At 68.2% G+C, this 25,529-nt stretch carries 29 protein-coding genes and 3 pseudogenes; 20 read left to right on the forward strand and 12 right to left on the reverse strand.

All coding sequences use genetic code 11. The features are described 5' to 3' along the window. The first annotated feature begins 102 nt into the window (after nt 1-102). The 7 genes and pseudogenes from ACWDEN_RS28070 to ACWDEN_RS28100 all read left to right on the forward strand — a co-directional run bounded on the left by ACWDEN_RS28070 (nt 103) and on the right by ACWDEN_RS28100 (nt 4,159). Nucleotides 103-699, forward strand: a complete 597-nt coding sequence (locus ACWDEN_RS28070) for an NmrA family NAD(P)-binding protein (RefSeq protein WP_450860472.1) — start codon at nt 103-105, stop codon at nt 697-699. Between the two features lie 68 nt (nt 700-767). Then, nucleotides 768-1,142, forward strand: coding sequence for a transposase (locus ACWDEN_RS28075; protein WP_351602010.1), 375 nt, complete (start codon nt 768-770; stop codon nt 1,140-1,142). After that, nucleotides 1,079-1,525 carry an IS3 family transposase gene (locus ACWDEN_RS28080; protein ID WP_351602012.1) on the forward strand — a complete coding sequence of 149 codons (447 nt, stop codon included), beginning with the start codon at nt 1,079-1,081 and terminating at the stop codon, nt 1,523-1,525. Before ACWDEN_RS28075 ends, ACWDEN_RS28080 begins: the two co-directional genes overlap by 64 nt. A 125-nt stretch (nt 1,526-1,650) precedes the next feature. Continuing rightward, complete coding sequence (locus tag ACWDEN_RS28085) at nt 1,651-1,986, forward strand: hypothetical protein (RefSeq protein WP_351602014.1); 336 nt, start codon at nt 1,651-1,653, stop codon at nt 1,984-1,986. Between the two features lie 43 nt (nt 1,987-2,029). Next, nucleotides 2,030-2,338 (forward strand): annotated as a pseudogene (locus tag ACWDEN_RS28090) (helix-turn-helix domain-containing protein); the annotation flags it as partial. A gap of 126 nt (nt 2,339-2,464) precedes the next feature. Further along, nucleotides 2,465-3,625: pseudogene (locus tag ACWDEN_RS28095) on the forward strand (IS3 family transposase). A gap of 51 nt (nt 3,626-3,676) precedes the next feature. Further along, nucleotides 3,677-4,159 (forward strand): DDE-type integrase/transposase/recombinase, encoded by a 483-nt coding sequence (locus ACWDEN_RS28100; protein ID WP_351602335.1) that lies wholly within the window; start codon nt 3,677-3,679, stop codon nt 4,157-4,159. 125 nt (nt 4,160-4,284) lie between these two features. Here ACWDEN_RS28100 and ACWDEN_RS28105 read toward each other — a convergent pair whose 3' ends face one another. Next, complete coding sequence (locus ACWDEN_RS28105; protein WP_450860474.1) at nt 4,285-4,611, reverse strand: hypothetical protein; 327 nt, start codon at nt 4,609-4,611, stop codon at nt 4,285-4,287. Between the two features lie 309 nt (nt 4,612-4,920). On the opposite strand from ACWDEN_RS28105, the gene ACWDEN_RS28110 reads away from it, so the two are divergent. After that, nucleotides 4,921-5,682 (forward strand): DUF1648 domain-containing protein, encoded by a 762-nt coding sequence (locus ACWDEN_RS28110; protein WP_450860476.1) that lies wholly within the window; start codon nt 4,921-4,923, stop codon nt 5,680-5,682. Between the two features lie 246 nt (nt 5,683-5,928). Here ACWDEN_RS28110 and ACWDEN_RS28115 read toward each other — a convergent pair whose 3' ends face one another. Together ACWDEN_RS28115 and ACWDEN_RS28120 are read right to left on the reverse strand one after the other, a co-directional pair. Next, the gene (locus ACWDEN_RS28115; RefSeq protein ID WP_351602021.1) at nt 5,929-6,612 is read right to left on the reverse strand and encodes a GNAT family N-acetyltransferase; all 684 of its coding nucleotides are present in this window, start codon (nt 6,610-6,612) and stop codon (nt 5,929-5,931) included. A gap of 47 nt (nt 6,613-6,659) precedes the next feature. Next, nucleotides 6,660-6,947, reverse strand: a pseudogene (locus tag ACWDEN_RS28120) (transposase); the annotation flags it as partial. A 169-nt stretch (nt 6,948-7,116) separates the two neighbouring features. On the opposite strand from ACWDEN_RS28120, the gene ACWDEN_RS28125 reads away from it, so the two are divergent. Beyond that, nucleotides 7,117-7,719 (forward strand): hypothetical protein, encoded by a 603-nt coding sequence (locus ACWDEN_RS28125; protein ID WP_450860478.1) that lies wholly within the window; start codon nt 7,117-7,119, stop codon nt 7,717-7,719. Between the two features lie 36 nt (nt 7,720-7,755). Here the strand turns inward: ACWDEN_RS28125 and ACWDEN_RS28130 are convergent, their stop codons facing one another. Both ACWDEN_RS28130 and ACWDEN_RS28135 read right to left on the reverse strand, forming a co-directional pair. Then, nucleotides 7,756-8,352 carry an NADPH-dependent F420 reductase gene (locus ACWDEN_RS28130; RefSeq protein ID WP_351602027.1) on the reverse strand — a complete coding sequence of 199 codons (597 nt, stop codon included), beginning with the start codon at nt 8,350-8,352 and terminating at the stop codon, nt 7,756-7,758. Between the two features lie 41 nt (nt 8,353-8,393). Then, nucleotides 8,394-9,203 carry a 3'(2'),5'-bisphosphate nucleotidase CysQ gene (locus ACWDEN_RS28135; protein ID WP_450860480.1) on the reverse strand — a complete coding sequence of 270 codons (810 nt, stop codon included), beginning with the start codon at nt 9,201-9,203 and terminating at the stop codon, nt 8,394-8,396. A gap of 125 nt (nt 9,204-9,328) precedes the next feature. Between ACWDEN_RS28135 and ACWDEN_RS28140 the strand changes: the two genes are divergently transcribed. Further along, entirely contained in the window at nt 9,329-10,237 is a 909-nt protein-coding gene (locus ACWDEN_RS28140) for a LysR family transcriptional regulator (RefSeq protein ID WP_450860482.1), read from the forward strand. A gap of 93 nt (nt 10,238-10,330) precedes the next feature. Here ACWDEN_RS28140 and ACWDEN_RS28145 read toward each other — a convergent pair whose 3' ends face one another. The 4 genes from ACWDEN_RS28145 to ACWDEN_RS28160 form a co-directional block, all read right to left on the reverse strand. After that, nucleotides 10,331-10,561 (reverse strand): hypothetical protein, encoded by a 231-nt coding sequence (locus ACWDEN_RS28145; RefSeq protein WP_351602034.1) that lies wholly within the window; start codon nt 10,559-10,561, stop codon nt 10,331-10,333. Continuing rightward, nucleotides 10,558-10,824, reverse strand: coding sequence for a hypothetical protein (locus tag ACWDEN_RS28150; protein ID WP_351602037.1), 267 nt, complete (start codon nt 10,822-10,824; stop codon nt 10,558-10,560). The genes ACWDEN_RS28145 and ACWDEN_RS28150 overlap by 4 nt, the downstream gene beginning before the upstream one ends. Continuing rightward, entirely contained in the window at nt 10,781-11,119 is a 339-nt protein-coding gene (locus ACWDEN_RS28155; protein WP_450860484.1) for a hypothetical protein, read from the reverse strand. The genes ACWDEN_RS28150 and ACWDEN_RS28155 overlap by 44 nt, the downstream gene beginning before the upstream one ends. 135 nt (nt 11,120-11,254) lie before the next feature. Next, nucleotides 11,255-12,448 (reverse strand): MFS transporter, encoded by a 1,194-nt coding sequence (locus ACWDEN_RS28160; protein WP_351602043.1) that lies wholly within the window; start codon nt 12,446-12,448, stop codon nt 11,255-11,257. Between the two features lie 602 nt (nt 12,449-13,050). Between ACWDEN_RS28160 and panB the strand changes: the two genes are divergently transcribed. The 10 genes from panB to ACWDEN_RS28210 all read left to right on the forward strand — a co-directional run bounded on the left by panB (nt 13,051) and on the right by ACWDEN_RS28210 (nt 23,238). Further along, complete coding sequence (gene panB / locus ACWDEN_RS28165) at nt 13,051-13,893, forward strand: 3-methyl-2-oxobutanoate hydroxymethyltransferase (protein WP_450860486.1); 843 nt, start codon at nt 13,051-13,053, stop codon at nt 13,891-13,893. Nucleotides 13,894-14,030: 137 nt separating this feature from the next. Further along, complete coding sequence (locus ACWDEN_RS28170; protein WP_450860488.1) at nt 14,031-15,515, forward strand: aldehyde dehydrogenase family protein; 1,485 nt, start codon at nt 14,031-14,033, stop codon at nt 15,513-15,515. Next, entirely contained in the window at nt 15,512-16,585 is a 1,074-nt protein-coding gene (locus tag ACWDEN_RS28175) for an alcohol dehydrogenase catalytic domain-containing protein (protein ID WP_450860490.1), read from the forward strand. Before ACWDEN_RS28170 ends, ACWDEN_RS28175 begins: the two co-directional genes overlap by 4 nt. Nucleotides 16,586-16,677: 92 nt before the next feature. Beyond that, the gene (locus ACWDEN_RS28180; protein WP_450860492.1) at nt 16,678-17,718 is read left to right on the forward strand and encodes a serine hydrolase domain-containing protein; all 1,041 of its coding nucleotides are present in this window, start codon (nt 16,678-16,680) and stop codon (nt 17,716-17,718) included. Next, complete coding sequence (locus tag ACWDEN_RS28185) at nt 17,715-18,332, forward strand: dTMP kinase (protein ID WP_450860494.1); 618 nt, start codon at nt 17,715-17,717, stop codon at nt 18,330-18,332. Before ACWDEN_RS28180 ends, ACWDEN_RS28185 begins: the two co-directional genes overlap by 4 nt. A 2-nt stretch (nt 18,333-18,334) precedes the next feature. After that, nucleotides 18,335-19,204, forward strand: coding sequence for a pantoate--beta-alanine ligase (gene panC / locus ACWDEN_RS28190; protein ID WP_450860496.1), 870 nt, complete (start codon nt 18,335-18,337; stop codon nt 19,202-19,204). Continuing rightward, nucleotides 19,197-20,543: an aminotransferase family protein gene (locus tag ACWDEN_RS28195; RefSeq protein ID WP_450860498.1), complete on the forward strand. Its 1,347-nt coding sequence runs from the start codon at nt 19,197-19,199 to the stop codon at nt 20,541-20,543. The genes panC and ACWDEN_RS28195 overlap by 8 nt, the downstream gene beginning before the upstream one ends. Then, entirely contained in the window at nt 20,543-21,301 is a 759-nt protein-coding gene (locus ACWDEN_RS28200) for a hypothetical protein (protein WP_351602063.1), read from the forward strand. Before ACWDEN_RS28195 ends, ACWDEN_RS28200 begins: the two co-directional genes overlap by 1 nt. Then, on the forward strand, nt 21,288-22,325 hold the full coding sequence (locus tag ACWDEN_RS28205) for a TauD/TfdA family dioxygenase (protein WP_450860500.1): 1,038 nt from the start codon (nt 21,288-21,290) through the stop codon (nt 22,323-22,325). The genes ACWDEN_RS28200 and ACWDEN_RS28205 overlap by 14 nt, the downstream gene beginning before the upstream one ends. Further along, a complete protein-coding gene (locus tag ACWDEN_RS28210; RefSeq protein WP_450860502.1) occupies nt 22,312-23,238 on the forward strand; it encodes a 2-hydroxyacid dehydrogenase in 927 nt (308 codons plus the stop codon). Before ACWDEN_RS28205 ends, ACWDEN_RS28210 begins: the two co-directional genes overlap by 14 nt. 64 nt (nt 23,239-23,302) lie before the next feature. Here ACWDEN_RS28210 and ACWDEN_RS28215 read toward each other — a convergent pair whose 3' ends face one another. The 3 genes from ACWDEN_RS28215 to ACWDEN_RS28225 are packed head-to-tail and all read right to left on the reverse strand — an operon-like array spanning nt 23,303 to nt 25,312. Then, complete coding sequence (locus ACWDEN_RS28215; protein WP_351602072.1) at nt 23,303-24,217, reverse strand: ArsR/SmtB family transcription factor; 915 nt, start codon at nt 24,215-24,217, stop codon at nt 23,303-23,305. A 28-nt stretch (nt 24,218-24,245) separates the two neighbouring features. Continuing rightward, entirely contained in the window at nt 24,246-24,527 is a 282-nt protein-coding gene (locus ACWDEN_RS28220; protein WP_450860504.1) for a PqqD family protein, read from the reverse strand. Continuing rightward, nucleotides 24,524-25,312: a hypothetical protein gene (locus ACWDEN_RS28225; protein WP_351602078.1), complete on the reverse strand. Its 789-nt coding sequence runs from the start codon at nt 25,310-25,312 to the stop codon at nt 24,524-24,526. The genes ACWDEN_RS28220 and ACWDEN_RS28225 overlap by 4 nt, the downstream gene beginning before the upstream one ends. Between the last annotated feature and the right edge of the window lie 217 nt (nt 25,313-25,529).

The raw sequence follows: 25,529 nt of genomic DNA on the forward strand, positions 1-25,529 counted from the left end.
GCACGCTCACGCAGCTCGGCAGGATAAGGGGACGGACGGGCCATGACTCGATCCTCTCAGGGAATCGAGCCTCCATCAGACCCGGAGCGGTTCAAACTCAACATGCTGGAAGCCGCCCGTGCGGCGGGTGTTCGGGTGGTCAAGCTGTCGGTCTGGCGGGCCGACGAAGGACTCACACCGATCGCCCGGCTGCATCAGCCTGTCGAACAGTCGCTGGTTACGTCCGGTTTGCCTTGGACGATCCTGCGCCCCAACTTCTATCTGCAGAACTTCCTGCGCCAGCCGTCCATCCGTGAGGCTGGGGAGTTCAGCCTCCCACTGATCACCGCCCCCATAAGCTTCGTCGACATCGACGACATCGCCCGTGTTGCAGCGCGGGTTCTCACCACTGATGGCCACGACGGCCGCGTCTATGACCTCACCGGACCGAAGGCGCTGACCTACGCCGAAGCCGCCGAGGAGTTGTCCGACGTCCTCGGCAAGCCAGTGCGCTACGTGGGCCTGCCGGACGACGAAGCGCGCGTGGCAATGCTGAGCCGCGGGATGCCAGAGTTCCACGTGGATGCCCTGATAGGAGTTGCCCGCGCATACCGGGACGGCGGTGCCGAAACCGTCACTTCAACGGTGGCCGACATCACGGGCCGTGCAGCCCTCGGCTTTGCCGATTTCGTGCGCCAGAACCTCAACTTCTTCGATTGAGTGAAGCTTCCCCTTGATCGCGGACACCTGGAGACTGGGACGTGAGGTTCCAGAGGAAGTAGTGCCAGGTGGGAAGCAAGAGCAATCGCAGCAGGCGGTACACGGAAGAGTTCAAACGGGACGCGGTCGCGCTCGTGCACTCCTCCGGGAAGACCGTCACCGAGGTGGCCCGCCAGCTCGGGGTCAGCGCCGAGGGACTGCGGAACTGGGTCAAGCAGGTTGCGATCGACCGCGGGCAGGGGACTCCGGGAGAGCTGACGACGGCCGAGCGTGAAGAACTGCGTCGACTGCGGAGGCTGGCCACCGAGCAGGCGGAGACTATCGAGGTACTGCGAAAAGCGGCGGTCTTCTTCGCGAAGGAGAGTGATCGACGAGCGAGGTGTACGCGTTCATCGAGGCGGAGAAGACCACCCACAACGTTGCTCTGTTGCGCCGGCTGCTGAAGGTGGCCCGCTCCTCTTTCTATGCGTGGCTGGCCGGCGAGAAGACCCGGCGGGCGAAGCGGGCCGCAGACGACGCCCTGGCGCACGAGATCACCGTGCTGCACGTTGCTTCCCGCGGCGCCTACGGGGTGCCGCGGATCCATGCAGAGCTGCGCCGGCTCGGGCACCGGATCAACCGCAAACGCATCGAGCGCGTCATGCGCGAGCGTGGCATCGTCGGCGCGACCCGGCGCAGGCGGCGGTCGCTGACGCGGCCGGCCAAGAAAGCCGTGCCCGCGACGGACCTGCTCGGGCGAAACTTCACCGCCCCGGCTCCCGGGATGAAGCTCGTCGGTGACATCACCTTCATCGCCACGGGTCTGCTGCACGATCGGGTGACCTGACCTGCCCCACCTCTCAGGTTCCAGTTCTGCTGGCTAAGGCCTGTCCCGCAAAGTCTTCCCGGAGACCCGACGTGTCGCCCGGGCGAGGGCTCTGCCATGATCGCCTGTCGATGAGAGGGGCTGTGATGGCCATCGACGAGCGACCTGACCCGGTGCAGATCATCGCGAGAGTGGGGACGGGCTTCTCCGCGGAGCAGCCCGAGCGAGCGATCCAGGTGTGGATGCATCTCGCCACGAAGGCCGGTTGGGATGTCAGCCGCGTCGACGAGGCTTCCGTCGACCTGGACGCTGGCGAGTGCGGGATCGTCGACGTAGAAGGCCTTCGATACCTGGTGCGGCGGGGCCGAAGGGTGCGTCGGACTCTCTATGACGACAGCGGTGGAAGACTTACTCAGCGACCGATCTTCGGCTTCGCTGCATGGGCGGAACCAGTGCTTTCCGCGGACAGCATCATCCCCTGAGGCCGGCACAAGGGTCTCGTGCTGCGTCTGGGACGATCTTGCTGTGGCTGGTGTGATCTCAGCGTCGGAATCCTCCTGGATAGCCCCGTTCACCGGGCTGAGCCCGCGAGCATTCGGAAAGCTGCTCACCCAGCTACGACGCGAGGGGGCCGATGCGGCACGTCCTGGGCGGCCGTGGTCGCTGCCGTTTGAGGACCGGGTGCTGCTCGTCGCCGCGTACTGGCGCACCAACGTGACTCTGCGACAGCTTGCGCCACTGTTCGGAGTCTCCAAGTCGGCGGCGGATCGGATCATCGACCACACAGGGCCGCTGCTGGCACTACACCAGCGCCAGCGGTTCCGTCGCGGCACTGCATGCACAACCTGCTCCAGGCCGCGTAGCCCTCTCACGCCGCCCCGAACCTCGGCAACACCGACCCCTCAAAGATCAATTACGGGACAGCCCTTAACTGACGGCCTTCACGAAAGGCTGCCGGACATGCCCCGCGCCTATCCCGCTGAGTTCCGCGCCCGCGCCATCGCGTTGGTGCGGGCAGGAAAAGAACAGAAGCAGACGGCCGTTGACCTCGGCATCCATCCGGTCACGTTGTCGAAGTGGTTGCGCCAGGACGACATCGACAACGGCCGGCGCCCTGGCAGGGTCCCGGAGGAGTCCGCAGAGCTGCGTGCAGCGCCGCGACGGATCCGCGAGCTGGAAACCGAGCTCGAGATCGTCCGCAAGGCCGCCAAGTTCCTCGGCGAGGACAAGCCGGCCCCAAAAGGCTCTACCCGGTGATCGACCGTCTCGTCGATGCCGGCAGCACCGGTCGACCGATGCTGCCGGATCCTCGGGGTCGCCCGGCAGAACTACTACAAACACAAGCGCACCCCGACCACACCGCGGCAGCTGCGACGGGAGTGGCTGACCGGGCTGAGCCGGGAGGTCCACGTCGCCTCACGCGGCACCTACGGCTACCGCCACGTCCACGCCGAGCTCACCCTGGGCATGGGCATCCAGGTGTGCTCGAGGACCGTGTCGGTACTGATGACACAGGCCGGGATCTACGGACTGCCCGGACCGGTGCGGATCAAGCGCCTGCGGGGTGTCGTCACCGCCGATGACCTGGTCGACCGGAAGTTCCATCGGCTGCGTCCCAACGAGCTGTGGGTCACCGACATCACGCAACACCGCACCAGAGAAGGGTGGGTGTACTGCGCGGCGGTCCTGGACGCGTTCAGCCGCAAGATCGTGGGCTGGTCGATCGACTCCAGACAGGACTCCACCCTCGTGGTCAACGAGTTAGACATGGCCCTCCGTAACCGGCGCCCCGAACCGGGCGGGATAGTGCACGCCGATCACGGCACCCAGTTCGCCTCCTGGGTCTTCGGGGAAAGGATCCGCTCCGCCGGGCTGCTGCCATCGTTCGGCACGGTCGGCGACGGCCTGGACAACGCGATGATGGAGTCGTTCTGGTCCTCGATGCAGATCGAGCTGTTGAACCGCAAACGGTGGAAGACCCGGGTCGAGTTGGCGAACGCGATCTTCGAGTACATCGAGGTCTTCCACAACCGACAGCGGCGCCACTCAGCACTGGGCTACCGCACCCCGATCGAGTACGAACTACTCTCCGAGCAAGACATCATCCCCGCCGCCAGTTAGCCACCGCAGCTGGAACCCAAACCGTGGGGCAGGTCAACCTGTCACCCAAACCTGCAGCAGACCCCCACCGACGAGGGCTGGCTCCACCTGGCCACCTGGCTCGATCTGGCGACCCGCGAGATCATCGGCTACTCCATGGCTGACCACCACCGCGCCTCCCTGGTCGTCGACGCGCTGGCCATGGCTGCCGGACGCGGCTGGCTCCAGCCCGGCTGCATCGCGCATTCGGACCGCGGCAGCGAATACACCTCCGACGAACTCCGCCGCGAAATAAGGCGGTTGGGACTGCGGCAGAGCATGGGACGCACCGGCTCATGCTTCGACAACGCCGCCGCCGAGTCGTTCTTCGCACTACTGAAGGAAGAGATCGGCACTCGCTGCAGGCCGGACCGGGCGAGTGCCCGAGCAGAGATCTTCGCCTTCATCGAGACCTTCTACAACCGACGGCGATTGCGGAAGCATCCACTCTGGGGCTACCTCACCCCACTGGAGATCCGGCAGCGTCACGAGCAAGGACACGCCCTCGCGGCGTAAGCATCAAGTGTCCAAGATCATGGGGAAACTTCAGAGCCGCTGGTAACGACGGCCTGAGCCGTGACAACCGAGGGACCGGCAACGGACAACGCCCGTTCGGCAAGGGCGCTGTCCGTTGCCGTCGTTCAGCTGGCGACCAACGGCGCCCCGACACGGAACCGGCTGCCATTGCGCGCGCCGAGCCGGGCAGCGAGAGCCACACGACGCGCCTGCGCATCTGCGCTGAACTCGACACTCGACTCGGCAAGCCGTGCATCCTGCTGCCACCGGTAGCGGAAGAACACAGCCACACGGTGCTCGCCGCTGCCGATCGGCACGTCAACGGTCCCCCAGCGGGCAGGGAACTCACGCCCGTCCACCTCGACAACAGGCCGGATCAGCAGATGATGGAACCACGCGGCTGACAAGGACGGTTTGACCGTCACCGACAAAACTGCCCCGTTACCATTCATGAGTTGATCGTAGCAACGCAGCCCAACCACCACACCCGCTCACGCCCGGAATGCGGATGGCTTCTATGACCTTCTCCGGGTCCAAGCCTGGTGCACGTCACCCGGCGCAGCGGCACCGCCATCGCCCGCGATCCGACCTCCGGGCCTGCCGGAGGCGGACTTCCTTCCCGGCTGGACAGCCCGGCTGATAACGCATCTTGCAGAGGCGCTGGCCCAGGGGTGCCCACCAAGGACATCACCGGCCACTGCGAGGCCGCCCTGGCGGCCCTCAGCCCCCACACTCCGACCGAGAACTGACAAGGACCTGAAATGGGTGCCTTAACCGCGATCCAGTCCGCAGTGTCGATCCTCCTGGTCGCCCTGGCCTGGTGGATGCCCCGGGCCGTCAAGCCCACCCTGCCCCTTGGCGTACACATCCCCCACAGCCGCGGAGAGGACCCTGTCGTCCTGCTGGAGACGCACCGCTACCAGCGCAGCGTCCTGGCCGGTGGAGGAACCGTCGCTGTCCTGGGGATCGCCCTCACGCTCCTGCTGAGGACGCCCCTGGCCGTCACTGTGTCCACCATCGCCGTGCTCGCCGTGCTCGCCGGCCGCTACTACCGCTCCCACAGCGCGCTGAGCAGAATCAAGGAAGAAGGCGGCTGGTACGCCGAGCGCACCCAGAGCGTCGTCGCCGACACCTCCTTGCGCACCGACCCCGTGCGCCTGCGCGCGCGGTGGCTCGCTCCGGCCCTGGGCATCCTGGCTCTCACCGCCGTCGTCGGCATCCTGCGCTACCCCCACCTGCCCGCACGCCTGACCACCCACTACGGCACCTCGGGCGCCGACCGCACCGATCCCACCTCAGTGGGCACAGCCTTCCAGACCGTGTTCGTCCAGGCCGGCGTCACCGTCGTCGTTCTGTTGCTGACCCTGCCGTCCGTACAGGGCCGCCCCGAACTCGAGGCCGCACGTCCCCACACAACAGCCGAGCAGCACCGCCTCTTCCTCACCCGGACGCTGCGCGGCACGACCACCAGGACCAGGACTACTGGGCCCATCACCACAGGCATCACTGTGGGGACGGCCTGATCGGCCCTGGGGGTGTAGGCGAGAAGTACTACTTGTTCCTCGACCGTAGCGGCACACCTGACCGGCTCGGATGACCCTGATATCCACTGTCATGGAGACCACGCCACACCGCTCTGACCTGCAAGAAAAGGCCGATCACCGGTACGTCCCGCCACGCGGGAGGGGAGCCCGAACTTTTTTCCCGGCGTCCGGCCGTGCGGGAAGCGGCTCCGGCCGACGAGCCAGTGTCATCGCTCTCCAGCAGTTCTACCAGGTGGAGGGAACCACCGGCCCCCGGGCGATCAGGACGTCAGCTTTGTGGTGCCAGCCGAGGGAAGAGTAGAGACGCTGTCCTTCCTCGCTGGCAATGAGAAGACCAGTACGGGCGCCCTGGGACACGGCCGCCTGCGCCAGAGCGCTCATCATCGCGCGGCCCAGGCCGCGTCGGCGGTGCGCTCCGTCCGTCTCGATGCGATCGGCGATCGCATCACCGCCGACCACGGCAATGGAGCCGCGCGCTGCCACCTCCCCGGAGGGGGCATGAAGGGAGACGACCGTGACTGGTCCCTCCGTGCGCACCTCGCGCTCGTACGGCGCGGCAGGCGCGTGCTGCGGGTGCCCGGTCAGATCGGTCGTCATGAACCACTCTGACCGCTTGAGCAACTCCAGTCCGGCGGCGCCGACGATGGCTTCGACTGTGCCTGGGCGCAGCGTAGGCACAGTGAGCCAGGTGATCTGCCGTGCGGCGGCGACGGCTGCCGCCAGCCGTGCCACGGACTCGGACTCCTCGTCCGCACGCAGCGCGAACACCTCTACCTCGCGGCCGGGTTGGTCGCACTTGAACCGCAGGCCGTCCCCGGCGGGCTCGACCGGCTCGGCCTCGGGCAGAGAGCGGGCGACGGTCCAGCCGTCCAGCCAACGTCGTATTAGCCCTGATTCGATCTTCCTCATCCGGCGATTAGAGCATGACCGCAACCGGTGGGCCGGCGAACAATCGCCTGGGACTTCGACAGCTGCGTGACGCCGAGGGACTCGGCAAGTTTCTCGACGCGGCGGGTTGAGACACCGAGCAGGTAGGCGGTGGCGACCACCGAGACCAGGGCCTGCTCGGCCCGGCGTCGTCGTTCCAGTAGCCAGTGCGGGAAGTAACTGCCGGACCTGAGCTTGGGGATGGCGAGTTCGACGGTGCCGGCGCGGGTGTCCCACTCGCGCGGGCGATATCCGTTGCGGTGGTTGACTCTTTCGTCGCTGACCTGCCCGTATTCGGCGTTACAGAGGGACCCAGCGGCAGAGGCACTGCGCGCCTGGCGCGCGAGTCCTCGCCCCCAACCGCCGGCGGAGCAGGACTGGCCCACCCCGTCGGCGTTGCGGTACGGCTCATGGCCTCCCACCGATGTCCCATCGGCAAGCGCGGCCGCGAATGCCCTGACCCACGGTGCGAAGACGGAGTCATCATTGACACCAATCAGTCATGCCCCCGCTGCGTCGAACACCGACGCGATCACCGCACCGGAGCCGCCGCCCAACCGAGTGCTGCCACTCGCCAGGGCAAGAGAAAACGACGGCCTGAATGTCACGACTGCGGTAGGCCCATGGTTGGTCCGGCGCACCCCGATGGCATCTGCCGCGACTGCAGACAAGCCATGGGAAGTGCACCGAACAACATGCGACGAGCCGTGTGACGGCGGCAGTCTGCGTCGTTTCACCGTCCGGCTGGCGGCGCGGTGCGGAGGCCAGCCCGTCATTGGTGTTCGCCACGATCAGCTCGCGCTGGAGCTCTGCCAGTACGGACAGCATCCCGAACATGGCGCCGATCGCGGCACCGAGCCCCATCGGCTCGCGGCCACGCCGGACCACCTGGGCCGTGCGCGGCTTCGGCTGCGCCGTCGCGGCACGGCCGCCGCCGTTCTTTGCGCCGCCACCTTGGCAGCGCAGGGCAACGTGGGCCAGGTCGACGCCGCTGAACTGCGGGTTCTCGGTCATCACGCCGCCTACCGGGCTGAGCAGAGCCCGGGCCGGTCGCTCGATGGCCGGCGGTCGGCGGCGTATCTGTTCTAGATGTGGGCCCGGCGGGGGCGGTGCACTGTGTGCGGATCAGCGGGCGATCGAGATCGCGAAGGGCGCGAATCCCCTGGACCGAATCACGTGCGGGACGAACAGTATCGCGGCCTCCGTGGCGCGGGCGGTCTGGATCCCGCCGAGATCAGTGATCCACTCCTTGTGCCAGCCGAGGTTGATGAGCAGTTCACGGACGGTCTGCTTGGCCTGCGGGTCGTCGCCGGAGAGGAAGGCGTCGGGCGCCTGGGTGAGCGTGGCCGGTGCGGTCATCACCGGGAAGAGCATGGTGTTGAGTGTTTTGACGACGCGCGTTTCGGGGAGCGCTTCTTGGAGTTGCTCGGCGAGGCTCGAGCCGGGGTAGATCAGGTCGGCGGGCAGTCCGTCCGGTCCGTCGACGGTGGCGTTGGAGACGTCGACGAGGATCTTGTCGCGCAGTTCCTCGCGCAGAGCTGCGAGCCGGTCCAGCGAGCCGGCTCCCGGGGTGGCGTTGATGACGATGCGGGCTGTCCGGGCAGCGTCGGCGGCGGAGCCCGGCGCGCGGTCCGCCACGGTCACCTCATGCCCTGCCCGGGTGAGGGCTGTGGCCAGGTTGCCGCCGACGCGGCCGTTTCCGAGAACTGCGATCGTGGTCATGCTGATCTGGTCCTTCCGTGCGTGCAGGTGGTGGTGCGCGGTCAGCGTGAGAGCGTGGCGACGGCCTCGGCGTGGACGCCGGGCGCGGCGGCCAGGAGGCTCTCGCTCTGCGGGGTCCAGGGGCGGCCCTCGGCGTCGGAGATCTGTCCACCGGCCTCGGTGACGAGCAGCGCCCCGGGCAGCAGGTCCGCGCGGGCGCCGGCGAACTGCCAGAAGGCGTCGATCCGGCCGGCGGCCACGTTCAGCAGGTGCAGGGTCGCGGGCACGGCGGTGCGGACGACGAGCGCGTCGAAGAGCATCGCGGTGATCGAGGAGCCGACGCGCCGCACGACCTTCTCGTCCTCGTCCGGCCGGGCCTGGCTGGTGGCCACGATGCTCAGGCCGAGATCCGCGGTCTGGGAGACGTGCAGCGGCCGGCCGTCGAGGTGGGCGCCCGCGCCGGTGAGCGCGGTGTAGGTCTCGCCGGTCAACGGCAGGTGCACCGCGGTGAGCACCGGCTGGTTCTCACGCACGAGGGTCGCGGTCACCGCCCACTCCGGCAGGGCGTGCAGGTGGTTGACGTTGCCTTCGGCCGGATCCACGACCCACCATTCGCCGGCCGGCAGCGCCCCGCCGTCCAGTTCGTCCTCCACCCAGCCGGCGTCCGGGCGCAGGCGCGTGAGGCGGGGGCGCAGGATGTCGAGGGCCATCTCGTCGTTGGCGGCGAGCGCGCGCATCAGCTCTTCGCGGGTCTGGTAGCGGACCACCTCGCCGAAGCACTCGCGCAGCGCCGAACCGGCCGCGCGCACGGCGATCGCGGTCTGGCCGAGCAGGTCGGCGTTTGCGGCGGCGACATCAGTGGTTTCGGACATGGTGAACTCCCTTTTGAGAAGGAGGTGATGGGGTCGTTCGAGCCGAACCGTGCGCCCTGGTCTCGAAGGTATACAGCCCCTTGATTAACTTCAAATGCATGTAAAGCACGGCTAGGATTACTCACATGCAATTGGATTTGAACCTGCTGGCCGCGCTCGACGCGCTGCTGGAGGAGGGCAGTGTGGCCGGGGCGGCCGCACGTCTGCATGTCACCGCCCCCGCGATGAGCCGGAGCCTGGGCCGAATCCGGCGCACGACCGGGGATCAGATCCTGGTGCGCACCGGCCGCACGATGACCCCGACGCCGTACGCGATCGCCGTCCGGGAACAGGTGCACGAGCTGCTGCACCAGGTCCAAGGGGTGCTGTCACCGAGCCGTGAACTTGATCTGGCAACGCTGGAGCGCACCTTCACACTCCGCTGGCACGATTCCCTGGTCGCCTTGAGCGGCCCCACACTGCTCTCGGCCGTGCGTGAAGAGGCGCCGGGCGTGCGATTGCGCTTCATCGCGGAATCCAGCATCGACACCCCCGAGTTGCGGCGCGGCGAGGTCGACCTGGAGGCGAACGCCCACCGCCCGAGCGCACCGGACATCCGTGCCGAGAACGTGGGCGAGACCCGTCTCGTCATCGTCGTGAGGCAGGGGCACCCCCTCACTCGCGTCAGGACCGTCACCGCAAAGCAGTACGCCGCCGCTGAGCACGTCACCGTCTCGCGACGTGGAAACCTCAGCAACGCCCTCGACGACGCCCTCGCGCGGCTCGGCCTCACCCGCCGCGTGGTGGCGACCGCGCCCACAGAAGCGGCCGCGCTGGAGTTCGCGCGCGGCTCCGATCTCCTGATCAGCGTCCCCGAAGCCACCACACGGTCAGCGGTCGCCGACCTCGGCCTGGTCGTGCTCCCCCTCCCGCTCGAACTGCCGTCGGCACCGATATACCTGTCATGGCATCAGCGCTACGACACCGACCACGCCCACGCCTGGCTGCGCGGGCTGGCGCGAACCGCGCTGGCCATGGGCGGAGCGTCGTCGTAGTCGACGCCGTCCGGCCGCTTCACCCCTTCAACGTCAGCAGCGGCTGTCCGTGCGGGTGCTGGCCGTGAGGGCGGCCAGACCGACGCCTGCGGCTCACGATCGCGGACCTGTGGGCTCTGCTCGCTCGGTCGGCTCTTGGCCGGTGAGCAGGTTGAGCAAGTGGGCGTTGTCGCCGAAGATGAGCTGGTGGTTCTTGTCGGATTCGGCGGCGAACCGGGCGCTGCGGGAAAAGAGAGCCTGCTCGTACTCCGCAAGGTCGGCTTCGATGTCGTCGGGGTGTGTGGCGATGACTTCGCCGGCGCACTGACCGTTGACCCGTTTCAAGAGCCGCCCAGGTCGTCGCCCCTCAGATGCACCGTGTAGTCGACCCCGTACTCCTCAGCCTGGCGTGCCATGGCGGTGGCGTACTCGGTGCGTGCCTGGAGGTCTTCGTCGCTGATGGGCGGGTGTACAGGGTCGGTGGGCTGGGCGGGCCACAGCTGGATCAGGTGGCGCTCGCCGCGGTCCCCGATGCCGGCGAAGTCATCCTCGTCGAGAAGGGCTTCAGCGCCCCGCGCCCACGATGAGACGATTAGCGTGACGCTCATGGCTGTTGGGCTCGCCGACGAACGCCGAGCCGGTGAGAACTGGTTCCGTACCGCCGCCGCTGTAGTTGCCGTTGAAGCGGTGGAGCGACAGGCTGTCGACTGCCAGACAGCCCTGCGGACACGGCTGCCGGCCGACGGCGAACCGGAGGTTGCCGTCCTTGACGGCGGCGACGACCTGCTCGTCCAGGCCGAAGGTGGCGACCCTGGCCACGCTGCCCGCGTCCTCCTCGGACTCGACGGCGGTGCCCGCAGACAGCTTCAGGCCGTGCTGCCGCGGATCCTCCGGGAACCACACGCCCCGGAAATCCGGGGCACTGCCGATCCTGGCTCCGCCCCGGCGGTGGGCATCGCCGCCGCAGACCGGGGTGCGGCTGGAGGAGGGTTTCCGGGTTTCTCGATCCCCGACCGCGGATGAGCCGTCCCGACGCGGTCAGGCAAGCGTACGCATCTTCCGGATGGAACTCGTCCACAGTGCCAGCGGTGGCAGAATGGCGACAGCGCCGATCAGCCAGAGCGCGTCGCGGGTGCCTGCCCATGCGGCCACGCCGCCGGCGACGAGGGAACCGACCGGCACCGCGCCCCAGGAGATGAAGCGCACCGTGGCCATCACCCTGGGAAGGAGTTCCGGTGGTGTCACGCTCTGGCGGTGCGTGCGGGTCAGGATGCTCAGCACGACGACGCCCATGGTGAAGACCGTGTTCCCCAAGCCGAACAGGAGTAGTCCCGGGCCCCCGAAGCTCAGCGGCAGCAGCACGAGGGCCGCCGCTGCGGTGAGCGTCGCCCAACGGATCGCACAGGCGCTGCCGAACCGGTTGGCGAGTCGCGGTGTCAGCGCGGCTCCGAGCAGACTCCCCAGGCCGTCAGTGGCCATCACTACGCCGACCAGGCTGACGGGAGTGCCGAGCGTGCGCACCAGGAAGAGCGGTGTCAGGGCAATCAGCGCACCACACACGAAGTTCACCAGCGTGGCGGCGATGACGCACGGTCCGATCACACTGTGCCGGGTGACGTAGCGCCATCCTTCCTTTATCTGCAACCACGGGGAGCCGGCGGTTCCCACGGCTCGGCTGTCCTTCGGGCGCGGCATGGTCCACAGAATGGCTGCTGACACGAGGTAGCTGACAGCGTCGACCAGAAGGCTGGACGCGGCGCCGCAGAACCGGACGAGCACGCCGCCGAGCGACGGACCGCCGAGCTCGGTCACCGCGCTGGAGCCCGACAACAGACTGTTGCGGGCTGTCAGTTCCTCCTTGCTCACGATCGCGGGGAGGAAACTGGAGTTTCCGACGTCGAACACGACACCGGCCAGGCCGGTCACCAAGCTGACGGCGATGAGCTGCCACAGGTGAAGAATCCCGAGTACCGCGGAGAGCGGTACCCATGCCATGGCCACCGCCCGGATCAGATCCATGGCAATCTGGGTCCCGCGCAACGGGAGCCGCTGGACGATGACGCCGGCGGGCAGTCCGATCAGCAGCCAGGCGAGAAAGCGTGCGGCCGGCAGCAGACTGACCTCGAAGGCGGTGGCGTGGAGCGTCTCGATGGCGACCAGGGGCAGCGCGACGGTGGTGACGGCGTCACCGACGCTGCTGGCTGTCGATGCGGTCCAGTAGCGCCAGAACACGCCCACATTTCTTGTTTCGCGGGACCCTGTTTCTCTGCTTAAGCCGGTGTGAGCCATTGCCACCTCTGGACGACGCGACTGGGAAATTAGAGCTGCCGTGACAGGGGTAGGCCCGCTCCGGACCTCCCGGCCTCGGTGGGCACGCGGTTGCAGGCGAGAATAGCCAACCGGCCTGCGGCGGATTTTACTTGCAGAGGCGCACTCGGGTTGGATCGGACTCAACTGTCGGGGTTGAGTTGGTCCCGAGCACGCAGGCCGTAGTGGATCAGATCCCGCGCTTGAAGTGCAGTAACGCGCGTCACACTCTTCAGCGGAACGCCCGGTTGATCACCTTTCATGCGGCTCGAACAGGTGACATCGAGTCAGGCAACCGGCATTTCCACCGCAACGGCCCCAGAAGCGGGTTGTATCGGGCGGTAAAGCATGGTGGTTACATGCCTCGAGCGGATTGATGGTTGTAGCCCAAGAATGCCGCCGTTATGCTCAAGGACTGATCAACGATCTTGGTCTGGATTGGCAGGGCATCTGACTCTCGGGGCTTTCGCCGGGAAACGGTGCTCTGCTCGAGTCGGGCCGGGACGACGTTCACAAGGGGGAGTGACATGTCTGAAGGGCCGACGAGCGAATCGCCCGCCGCATTCGCGTGGCCGACCCGCAGTCGGGTCAGAACCACACACCTGCTCGCGGCCAAGGCGGCCGGCCACCGCTGGGCCATGCTCACCAGCTACGACCAGTACACCGCCGCCCTCTTCGATTCCGCGGGCATCCCCGTGCTGCTGGTCGGCGACTCGGCAGCCAACAATGTGCTTGGCCACGACACGACGATACCGGTGACGGTGGATGAAATGCTGCCGTTCGTCCGGGCGGTGACACGCTCCGCTCAGCGTTCCCTGGTGGTGGCCGATCTGCCCTTCGGCTCCTACGAGGGAGGCAGGAAGCAGGCACTGCGCACGGCCGTCCGCTTCCTCAAGGAGGGCGGCTGTCAGGCCGTGAAGCTGGAGGGCGGACGCGACATGGCGCCGCAGATCGCGCAACTCGTACGCTCGGGCATCCCCGTGATGGCACACATCGGGTTCACTCCGCAGAGCGAGCACCAGTTGGGGGGCTACAGGGTCCAGGGGCGTGGCGACGGTGCCGAAGCCCTGCTGACTGACGCTCAGGCCGTCGTCGAGGCAGGGGCGTTCGCGGTGGTGCTGGAAATGGTGCCCGCACAGCTGGCCAAACAGCTGACCGCCGAGCTGCCGGTCCCCACCATTGGCATCGGCGCGGGCGCCCATTGCGATGCGCAGGTCGCGATCTGGCAGGACATGGCCGGCCTTCGGACAGGGCGGCCGCTCAGGTTTGTGAAGCGGTACGCCGACATGGCCGGGACTCTCGACCGTGCGGTGCGAGGGTTCGCTGTCCATGACGGGGCTTTCCCAGGGCCGGAGCACTCGTTCGAATGACCGGCGGATTCGCCGAGCAGGCGCCGGCGAACAACGTCACAGGCGAGGGAGGGCACGGCGCGGCGAACTCACGTCGCGAGACCCCGCCCGTGACGGGCCGGCCAGCCGTGCGACGCACAGATGATTCGAGGAACATCATGTCCGTAGTCGCCCATCCCCCCAACGAGCAGCCTCGGGCCTGCCGTCGCAGTCCGGTACCGGCGGAGGAATCCCAACCGGTCCGGCCGGGTGTCTTCGAGGACGGTACATGGCGGCACGGGGAGCTGGCCCACGAGGTGCACAGCCCCTACGACGGCCGTCTCATGGCCGTGGTGAGCCATGCTTCGGCGAGTGAGGTGCCGCGCGGGCGGAGGCCGGTGCGGGGTCTTGCCGCCGCCGACCGCGCGCGCATTCTGCGCGCCTGTGCCGCAGGGTTCGAGGCCCGAAGGCCGGACGTCGCCGCGTGCGTCTCCGCCGAGATCGGAATGCCGGTGACCGATGCCGAGAAGGAGGTCGACCGGTCGGTCCGCTGGCTCAACCTGGCGGCAGAAGCCGTACATCATTTCAATGGCACCTCGACGGTGCTGTCCGGCCCCGACGGCGACCGGCTGTCGGTGACCACGCCGCAGCCGTTCCGCCGAGTCATGGCGATCACGCCGTACAACCGTCCGCTGGCCCAGCTGATCGTCAAGGTGGCTCCGGCCATGTTGGCAGGCACGCCGATCATCCTCAAGCCGTCGGAACGGGCGAGTGCCAGCGCGGTGCTCGCGGTCGAGGTACTGCTCGAATCCGGATACCCGCCCGAGTACATCTCGCTCTGGACCGGCGGGCCGGAGGTGGCCCAGGCATTACTCACCGACACCGGAGTGGACTTCGTGGCGTTCACCGGCAGCGCGCGGAGCGCGTGGGCCGTCGCCGCGGCGGCCGGGCCGCGGCCCGGCTGTTACGAACTGGGTGACGTGGGAGCCCTGATCGTCTGCGAGGACGCCGATCTGGTGGCCGCCGCACGCACGGCCGCACAAGGCGCCTTCAGCAATGCCGGCCAGTCCTGCCGCGGGGTCAAGCGCATCCTGGTCGCGGACAGCGTGGCCGACGAATTCGGCCGGCTGCTCGTCGACGAGACCGCCGCCTGGCGGGTGGGCGACCCCGCCGCGCGCACCACCCGGATCGGCACGCTCATCGACGCGGCCGCAGTGGAGCGGGTGCATTCGGCCGTGGAGGCGGCGGTCCTCGGCGGCGCCTGCGTCGTGGCCGGCGGCGAACAGCGGGGGGCGCAGTACTGGCCCACCGTCCTCACCGGTGTCGATCCCGGTGCCCAGCTGGTCACCGAGGAGTTCCTTGCGCCGCTGGCCCCCTTGATCCCTTTGCCGGACCGTTCTCTCGACGAACTGCCCGACACCTACTCCGGCGGCCTCCAGGTCGGCGTCTTCACCCGCGACCTCCAGCGTGCCATGAACCTCGCGCAGAGATTGCCGGTCGGGACGGTGGTCGTCAACGACGGCCCCCAGTACGACCATCCTCTGGCCCCGTTCGGAGGAGTGGGGCACAGCGGTCACGGACGAGAGAGCGTGCTGGCGTCCGCACGCAACATGTGTTTCTCGAAGACGATCGTCTTCCCCGCCCCGACCGAAGGACTTCGATGACCACCGGTGTCACCGTCAACCTGCTCCCCGACGGCGGTCTTGAGCGGCGAGAGCATCCCTTACTGCCTCCTCGGCAGGGTGGTGCGCTGCTCGCCATCGAGCGGGCGAACGTGTGCGGCAGCGATGTCCACCTCTGGCGCGGCGGGCACCCGACCCTGCACGACTGCGTGCTCGGGCACGAGTTCGTGGGACGGATCGTCGACACGGGGGGTGTACCGCTGTACGACGCGCGGGGCGAACGGCTTGTCGAAGGGGACCGGCTCGTCTGCTCCTATTTCCGGGTGTGCGGTAACTGCGTGATGTGCCTGGCGGGCCGTACCCGCCTGTGTGAGCGCGCCTACGACTCCTGGGGCCGCTCCAGCCTTGAGCAGCCGCACTTCCGCGGCGCGTTCGCGAGCCACTATCACCTGCATCAGGAGCAGTTCAGGGTCAAGGTGCCGGCCGAGGTGCCCAGCGCGCTCGCGGCCCTGGCCAACTGCGCACTGGCACAGGGGATCGCGGTCGTCGACACGATCAACCCCGACCTGCTGGCGGGTCCGTGCCTGGTCATCGGTGCCGGTGCGCTGGGCCTGTCGGTTCTCGCGGGTGCACCTGCCGGAACGGTCTGGGACGTCTACGACCGCGTTGCCGCACGACGAGCGAATGCGGAGCTGTTCCCCACCGCCCACGCCATCGACACGCTGCCCTCGGTGACGGGAACGCTCGACGGTGCCTACGACGTCGTCGTGGTCGCGGCCGGAACGCCCGAGGCGTTCGAGACCGCCCTGGAGCAGGTACGTCCGGGCGGCCAGATCGTGATGATGGGCATCATCAACACCCGTCCCACCGACGTCGTGTCCATCCGGCCGGGGGTGTTGACACGCAAGGGGGTCACCGTCTCCAGCGTGATCCGCTACGACCAGCGCCAACTCCTCGCCGCCGTCGACCTCCTGTCCGGGCCGACCCCGCTGAGACTGCTCCCGTTGGCCGAATTCGGGCTGGATTCGGTCGCGGACGCCCTGGCCGCCGCCGAGCGCTGTGAGAGCGGGCGAGTGAGCCTCGTACCGGGCATGAACGGAGAACCCCGTTGATGGGCGAAGCGTTGGAGGGCCTGGCACGGGACTGTGAAGCCGCTCTGACCGCTGAGATCGAGGCCGGTCGCATCGGCGGGGGTGCAGCCTGTATGCGCGACATCGCGTCCGGCGGGCAGCGGACAGTGTTCGTGGGACGAAATGCGCCGGCTGGTCCTCCGGTGTCCCTGGACAGCATTGTCCGCTTGTATTCGATGACCAAACCGATGCTCGCGACTCTGACGTTGCGTCTGATCGACACCGGCCGGCTCCCCGGCCTCGACATGCCGGTGGCGGAGCTCGCGCTCGGTGTCCAGGGATTACAGGTCCCTGCCGCGATGACGCTGCGCCACCTCCTGACCATGTCCTCCGGCCTGGCCGGATCGAAGGAACACGAGCGCATGCAACAGGTGTACCGGGCGGCCGGTGTCCTGCCGTTCGACTACACCGACCGCGGATACGACACGGACGAGACCGACTTCCTGCGCCGCCTCTTCGCCTGTGAGCTGTCCGCCGCACCGGGCACCCAGTGGGAGTACGGGCGCTCGGCCGACGCGGCCGGCCTGCTGATCCAGCACTACCTCGGCACACCGCTCGACGTGCTCTTCAGCCGGTATCTCTTCGAGCCGCTCGGGATGACGTCGAGCGGATTCTGCCTTCCGCCGGGCCTCGCACCTGACCTGGTGCTCCAGCCGCCGGTCGATCCACCGACCGGCGAGCGGCTGACCCGCCTCGATCGCACGTGCGGATTCCGTTCCGCGGGCAGCGGTGGGCTGGCGAGCCTGCGGGACTACCTGACCTTCCTCCAAGCCGTGTTCTTTCCCGAACCGGACTCCGGCCTCCTCAGCGAGTCCGCACGCGCGGAGTTGCTCTCGGACCAAATAGCCGGGCTGCACGACACCGGACCCGACTACATTCCCGGCCCCGACTGGGGATTCAGCCTGAATTTCGGGATCTCGCCGAGGCACTGCGGACCCGATGACGCTCGCCGCCTCGCCTGGCTCGGTCGAGCGGGCACCAGTTTCATCGTTGATCTGGAGAAAAAGTTGATCCTGCTCTTCGCCGCGCCCTCGTACGGGCGGACGAGAATTCTGCAAGCCATGTTCGCGGACCTCGCGGACAGGCACCTGCCGCAGGTGGCGAGCACCCGATGAAGACACCACCCATCGTCGCGTTCATCGGGCTGGACGGCGCCGGAAAGAGCACACAGATCGAGCTGCTGAAGGTTGCCTACGAGGCTCGTGGGCTCTCGGTGTTCGTCCACCCCAACCCGAGCCTGCAAGGACTCTCGGCCCGCCTCGACAAGGTGGCCGGCGAGAACGGATACGCCGACCGGTTCGCCATGCTCGGACCCGACACCCACAAGGTCATGACCGCGGCGGTGAAGTGGATGGCCATGTCCTCCCTCGGCACCGCGCCCGAGGGTACGGACCTCATCATCGCCGACCGCTACGCGTACTGCCAGATCGCGGCCGCCGACGCACTGGGCGCCAGTAACCGGTGGCTGATCGAGGGCATGTTCAGCGGGCTGCCGGAGCCGACGCTCACGCTGTTCATGGACCTCGACCCGTCCATCTCCGTGGCCCGGGTCAAGGCCCGGGACCCGGAGGAATGGATCGACCACGCCTTCCTCACCCGGATGCGGGCTGCCTACGCCGCGCTGCCGCAGGCATCGGAGTGGGCATGGATCGACGCGGACGCGACGGTCGAGGAGGTACACCGTCGCGTTGTCGCGGCGGTCGAGGCGAAGCTGGGTGAACTCCGGTGAAGGTGGTCACCACAGCCCGGGAACTGGCCGCCGAGTGGGAGGCCGGACGCCGGGCGGGCGCCGTCATCGGCTACGTACCGACCATGGGAGCCCTGCACGAAGGACACCTGAGCCTGGTCGACCTCGCCCGCGAGGAGTGCGATCTGGTCATCTGCAGTATCTTCGTCAACCCGCTCCAGTTCGGCCTCGAGGAGGACTTCGAGTCCTACCCCAGGCCCGTGGAGCGCGACCTGAGTCTCCTCAGAGCCCGGGACACCGACGTCACGTTCCTGCCGAGCTGGACGGAGATCTTCCCCGGCCGCGAACGCGTGCTTCAAGACTTCGGAACGCACGTCTCGGTACCCCGGCTGAGCCGCCAGTTGTGCGGCCGGTCCCGCGAGGGCCACTTCGACGGCATGGTCACCGAGAGCCTGCTCTTCCTGCACCTCGTACGGCCCGACCGCACGTACTGGGGGGAGAAGGACTTCCAGCAGCTGCGCATCATCGAGACGCTGGTCCGCGACATGCGTCTGCCGGTGACCGTGGTCCGGGGCGCCACCAAGCGCGAGGAAGACGGCCTCGCGATGTCGTCCCGCAACAAGAACCTCAGCCCCGAGGCACGGGTGGTGAGCCCCAACCTTCAAAGGGTCCTCAAGGACGCGCGGATCAGGACTCTGTCCGGCGAACCGTTGCCGGCGGTGCTGGCAGCCGCCCGGGAGGAGCTCACCTCCCTGGGCTTCGCCGTCGAATACCTGGTGGCCTGCGAAGAGGAGTCGCTGACCGAGGTGCCGACACTGGACGGCCCGGTCGCGGTGCGGCTGTTCGCCGCCGCGCGGCTCGACGGCGTCCGGCTGCTCGACAACATCCGTGTGACCGAGGCGAACCATGGCTGACCTGGCGACCGCACCGCTCGTCTACTCCTTCACCGATCACCGCGTGTACCGGCGGGAGTCACCGCTGGTCATCGCCGAGGGCGACGGCATTCGGATACGAGACACCGGCGGGAAGGAGTACATCGACGCACTGTCCGGCCTGTGGCACGCCAACCTCGGCTTCTCCGATGCGGAGCTGATCGAGGCCGCCACTTCGGCCTACACGCGACTCCCGGCGTTCGCCTGCGCCTTGGGGCGAAGCAGCGCCGAGTCGGAGTCTCTCGCCCATGAGTTACTCGCCGCTTCCGGAGGGCATTTCACCTCCGTGTACTTCGCCGCCTCGGGATCCGAGGCGGTCGAGTCCGTGCTCAAGTTCCTCTGGCTGGCGAGCAACGCGAACGGAACTCCGTCCAGGAAGCTGGTCGTCACCAGGGACTCCGGCTTCCACGGCACCACCCTCGGCGCCGCCTCACTGGCCGGCATCACGAACCAGCACGCCGGATTCGATCTGCCGCTCCCCTTCACCGTCCGGGTGCCCCGGGTGCACTTCTACCGCGATCACCTCGACGGCGAGACGGAGGACGAGTACATCGACCGGATCCTCCGGACCACACGCAGGCGTATCGTGGCGGCGGGCCCGGAGAACGTGGCCGCCATGGTCGCCGAACCGGTCATGGCAGCAGGCGGCGTACTGGTACCCCCCGACGGATACTGGCCCGCGATGGCCCGGCTGCTGGACGACCTCGGGATTCCCCTGGTGTCCGACGAAGTCGTCTGTGGGTTCGGCCGGCTCGGCCACCTTTTCGGCTACCAGCGCTTCGGCCTCCGACCCGCAGCGGTGACCGTGGCCAAGGGCATCACCGCGGGATACGCCCCCCTCGGTGCGGTCCTTCTCGGTGCGGACCTCACCGACTCCGTCGCCGCTGCCGCCGAGAAGTACGGCGTCCTCGGACACGGCTCGACCTACGGCGGTCACCCGGTCGCCGCGGCCGTCGCCCGCGCCAATCTGCGTGCCTTCCATGAGCGCGGCACCCAGCACCGCGTGGCCGAGCTGGAGGCGTCGCTGCGCGCGTCGCTGGAGAGTCTGCTGGACCTGCCCGTTGTCGGGGAAGTGCGGTGCGTCGGCGGTCTCGCCGCGGTGGAGCTGATGGCGGACGGAGCCGCCCGGCGCCCCTTCGACCCGGAGCGCCGCATCGGCCGGAGGGTCGCGGCCCGGGCCCGCGAATTCGGCCTGATCGTCCGGGATCTGGGGGACGTGTTGGCCCTCTGCCCCCCGCTGATCACCAGTGTGAGCGAGGTCAGCGAGATCGTCTCGAGGCTGCACAAGGCCATTACGGCCACCCTGGAGGAGAAGGCCTGATGGAAGTCCCGACCAAGGCCCAGGCCTGGGATCTCGTCCGCGGCAGCTACTGGAACTCGGGATACTACGGCGGACCCGCACCCGAACACGGGCCGGTGTTCAGGCGGTTGCTGCGCGCCGGCGCCCGGACCGCCGTGGTCGGCGCCAGCACCGTCTCGCTCTCCAAGGCGGCCCAGGAGGCCGGCTCGGATCTCCATGTCCTCGACTTCGCCCCCGGCATCCTGCGGGAAGCGGGCGAGTGGCTCGGGCTGGCCGAGGACCGGCGGTACCTCGTCGACGTCACCCGCCCGATACCCGAGCATCTGCGAGGCAGGTACGCACTCGCCCTCGGCGATCGCCTCGTGAACCGATTCAGCGCAGCCGACCTGCCCGGTGGTCTGCGCGGCTTGCGCGATCTGGTGGCTTCGGGCGGGACGCTCGCCCTCACCGTCCGGTTCGGCTGGTACGAGCGGGACCTGCAGATCCACGACGCCCTCTCCCCTGCCGAGCAGGAACTGTTCTGGCGGCCCGAGGTGGGCGAGGTCGATTATGCGGCGCTGCCCGACCGGGACATCCCCCTTCCCACCTGGGGAGGGATCTCCGGCCAGGTGATGCGCGACCACATCCGCGGCAGAGGGCGCGAAGCCCGGTTCAGCAAGGACGAACTGCTGCGGACAGTGGCCGACTTGGGAGGTCTGGACTGCGAGGACCTCATCGAGGCCGCGGACGGTACCGCGCTCGTCATCTTCAAGAAAGTGGAGCACCATGGCACTGCCTGACATGCCGCAGTCGATCCTTGCCGAGCCGGTCACCGACCACACGGTATGGACGGCCGCGGATCTGCCGGTCCCCGAAGGAGTGGTGCACGAGCTCACGCCGTCGCACCTTGACGAGATAGCCGTTTTCGGAAGGGCACTGCGCGCGGCACCACTCCCACGCGAGGCGGAACGCGCCCACTGGCGCTCCCTGGCGCACGAGACCATGCCCGAGCTGTCCGGGCTGGCGCACGCGGCGGCCCACCGTACCGAGACCCACATCGGTACGGCGGTGATCCGCGGACTGCCGGTGGACGAACTCTCGCCGGACGAGATCCGCAGCCTCTACCGCGCTCTCGGCGCCGTGATGGGAACCGCCGTGTCGCAGAACACCCGAGGCGAGTTCATAGCCGACGTCCGCGATTACGGCAACGGTGGCCTGGCCAACAGCGACGTGCGAGGTCACCAGACCACCGCCGCACTGCGGTTCCACTCGGACGACGGCGACCTCGCCCTTCTGCTCTGCGTACGGCCCGCGGAGAACGGCGGCACCTCTCTGATCGCCAGCGCCATGACGATCTACAACGAACTACTGCGGCGGGCACCGCACCTGCTGGGCCTCTACTACAACGGGTTCGTCTACGAGAACCGCGACGAAGAGGAACCCCCGGCCTACCGCAATGCCGTCTTCGGCTACTACCACGGGCAGCTGACCTGCCGGTACTTCCTGCGGGACTACGTCGACTCGGCCTGGACCAAGACGTCCGTCCCCGTGAGCGACCTGGAGCGCCACGCCCTCGACCTGTTCGAAGCGCTCGCGGCGAGGCCCGGGGCCGCCACCGAGTACGCGCTGCGCGCCGGCGATCTCCAACTGGTCAACAACAACGTCGTGGTCCACGCACGCCGGTCGTTCAGCGACGCCGCCGCCAGTGGCCGAAAGCGGCTGCTGCTGCGGCAGTGGGTCAATCTCGACGGAGGCCGGCAGTTCCCGACGACGCTGTGCCGCCACCGCTACGGGATGCGGAGGAAGCCCGATGACCGCGGTTGAGCACCGTCTGCTGATCACCGCCGATCTCCCCGGGCTCCCGGCCGTCCCGCCCGCGGGTCTGACCCTGGCCCTGTGGCCCGGCGGGGACCGCGACAGCCTCTTGCGGGCTGCGGCCGGCAGCACCGCGTTGCTGGTGACCGCCAACGAGCCGGTCGACGAGGCCCTGCTCCGGGCGGCGGGCCCGGACCTGCGTGTGGTGGGTACCTACTCCACAGGAGTGGACCACATCGCGGTGGAGGCGTGCCGGCGCGCCGGGGTACGGGTCGTCACCGCGGCGGGTGCCCTCGCACCGGCTGTCGCGGAGTACACGCTCGGCGCCCTGCTGTCCTGCGCCCGCCGGATCGTCGAGGCGGACCGGTTCGTCAGATCCGGCGCGGACTGGCGCTGGGAAGCCGACGCCTTCCTCGGTACGCAGCTCCACGGCCGGCGGCTCGGTGTGCTGGGGCTGGGCGCCATCGGTGCGGAGGTGGCCGCACGGGCACAGGCCTTCGGCATGGAGGTGCACGGCCTCCTGCACCGTCCCGGCGCGCTTCCACCCGGCGTGATACCTCATCGGGAACTGGTCGACCTGATGCGGGTGAGCGACTTCCTGACCATCCATGTGCCGCTCACGTCCCGGACCGAGCGGATGATCGACAAGTCGATGCTCGTGGAAATGCCACCCGGGGCGGTGGTGGTGAACACCTCGCGTGGCCGGGTGGTGGATCAGGCGGCGCTCATCGAACTGCTGGAGGCCGGCCATCTCGGCGGGGCCGCGCTCGACGTCTTCGAGGACGAGCCGTTCGTCCCGGCCGAACTGCGTCGTAGTCCGCGGACGGTGCTCACTCCGCACATCGGCAGCGCCACCACGGTGGCTCGCCGGAGCATGACGGCCACGGTCCTGAGACGGATGGGCCGGGCTCTGCAGGAGTGAACGGCCCCGTGCCGGATCCGCTCGGACGGGCGGCGGCCCCAGAGCGCCGGCCCGGGGCCGCCGGTCAGTCGCCCAGCTGTTCCAGCAGGGCGAAGCCACTGCGGTCGAGCTGGTAGAAGACCTGACCGCCGAGGCGTTGCCGCCACACCACGCCCGCCTCCGTCAGCACCGCCAGGTGCTGGGAGACCGTGCTCTTCGCAAGGCCGAGGGACTGGGCGACCACGGTGGTGGTTTTCGGAACCTGAAGGGCCCTGATGACCTTCGCGCGACCGCCGCCGATCAGCAGGGCCAGGCGGTCGGTGCCCGGCTCGGCGGGTTTCTCGTTCTCGACGGTGTGGAGAAACCCGGTCGCCCTGGCCTGATAGGACATGGCTGTGACGTGCTCGTTCGAAGTGAAGATGCGCGTCACGGCGGAAAACATACTGGGGACGAACACCAGCCTGGACCGGTGGACGGTACGGGTGAGGTCAAGGTGGTAGGGGGCGGTCAGCCGGGGCTGCTGCCACAGCACACGACCCTCCAGTTCCGCCAGCATCGCCTCCGGTCCGTTGACGGCCAGTGTCCGTCCCCGGAAGAGGACCTCCTCCTCCAAAGAGGCGCGTATGGACGCCCAGTAGGGGCTTATCGCCCGGTTCCAGTAACTCTCGATCAGAGTGGCCGCACGCTCGTCCTCCCCGTCGTCGCTCTGCTGCCGCAGGAAGTCGAGTTCGTCCTGCAGCGAGGCTCGTGAGGGGTCGGGAACATATGCGTGAGCGTGGCGGAGGAACGGCGTCTCCTGCCGGTGGACCAGATGCACGACCGTATCCATCAGCTTCGGGGGTACCGAGCGCCGGGCTTGCCGTACCCAGCCCGCGTACGGCGATGGAACGGCCCCCCGATATCGCGCGAGGAGCGCCAGACTGCCGAGCGTCTCCCACAGCGGGCTGAGTGCCAGCCTGATCGAGCGCAGGCTCTCGTCGTCGAGGTCCAGGCGAATCATGACGACACGAGGAGGACAGTGGTGTGCGTCACCATGTGAAGATCCCGTTGTCGTCCTGGTCCGCGAGGAACTCGACGACATCAACGAGCGCCCCCGCCTGATCGATGCCGTACTCCGTGGCGACCGCCTCGGCGACGGCCGTGACCGTCCGAGACCCGTCGGCCAGACGGTAGATCAACTCCGCAGGGCCGGACAGCAGAAGTGCCTGGTCCCGGAATCCGAGCAGTAAGCCGTCCGCGACCCGGCGTATCCGGATGCCGAGGGTCCTTCGGGGCACATCAAAGGGGCCGGGCGACGGCAAGGCGCTCACGAGACCTCCACGCGCATTGCGATGTCCTGACATATCGTCAATACCTTGTTGATCCAGGGGCGTGGGTCCTCGGGGTCGTAGTCCCGCATGGTCTCCAGAGCCCAGTAGTCCTCGAAGGAGAGGGCGGACGGACGGACGGCCCTGAACCGCTGGGGCCGCCACTTCGGCGCCTGACTGCCGAACTGCCCGTGTCCTTCGAGGAGTGCGTCGACGCTGAATCCCAGGGCGGCGCGTGCGGAGAGCGTGGCGCTCTCCAGGTTGCCCGACTTCATCTGTCCGAGTGCGTCCTCGACACAGTCGTCGGAGGCACCGAGTGAGCGGGCGACCATGAACGAGCGGAAGGCCGACTCGGCCAGTTGCCTGCGCCGGGCCTCGAACCACTGCGCGCCGTGGAGGACCACACAGCCGTCCAGGCGGCCCAGGGCCAGCTCCTCCCGAGGGGCCAGCACCCGGGCCGGCGCGACATCCCGGTTGTACTCGTCCCGCGAGACCTTGGCGAGCATCTGGTCGTAGTGGCTGTCGAGCCAGTACGTCAGCTCCCAGCGCCGGTCCCCCACGTAGAACATCTCGGTGCGCACACGAGGTGGATTGAGCGGCATCGTGATGCCCGACCGACCGACGGAGTCCGGCTCTTCCGACGTGACGACGTAGAAGTCGAAGTCACTCTGGTCGTTGTGCCAGCCGTGCGCCACAGAGCCGACGAGAGCGACCGCGAGGCAGTCCGGGGGAATCAGCTGTCGCTCTTGGAGGGTCCGCAGCCAATGGGCAGAGTCGATTTCGTTCACCTGAGCACCCCTCGATTTCCGTTGCCGGCCCCAGATCTGGGAGCCCGGTGATCATAGATCATCGTCTCAGCTCGGTCGGCTGTCCCACGGGCTCTGATCCTGTGCGTTCGGCAGAAACCGAATCTGTAGGTCCCTCAGCTCCACTCGGCTAATGTGAGCGCCAGCCGGACGGGAGCGGCCTGATGAAGGCCATCGCTTCCCGCTGATTCTCCGGTGA

This window comes from Streptomyces sp. NPDC001153 (assembly GCF_053598315.1).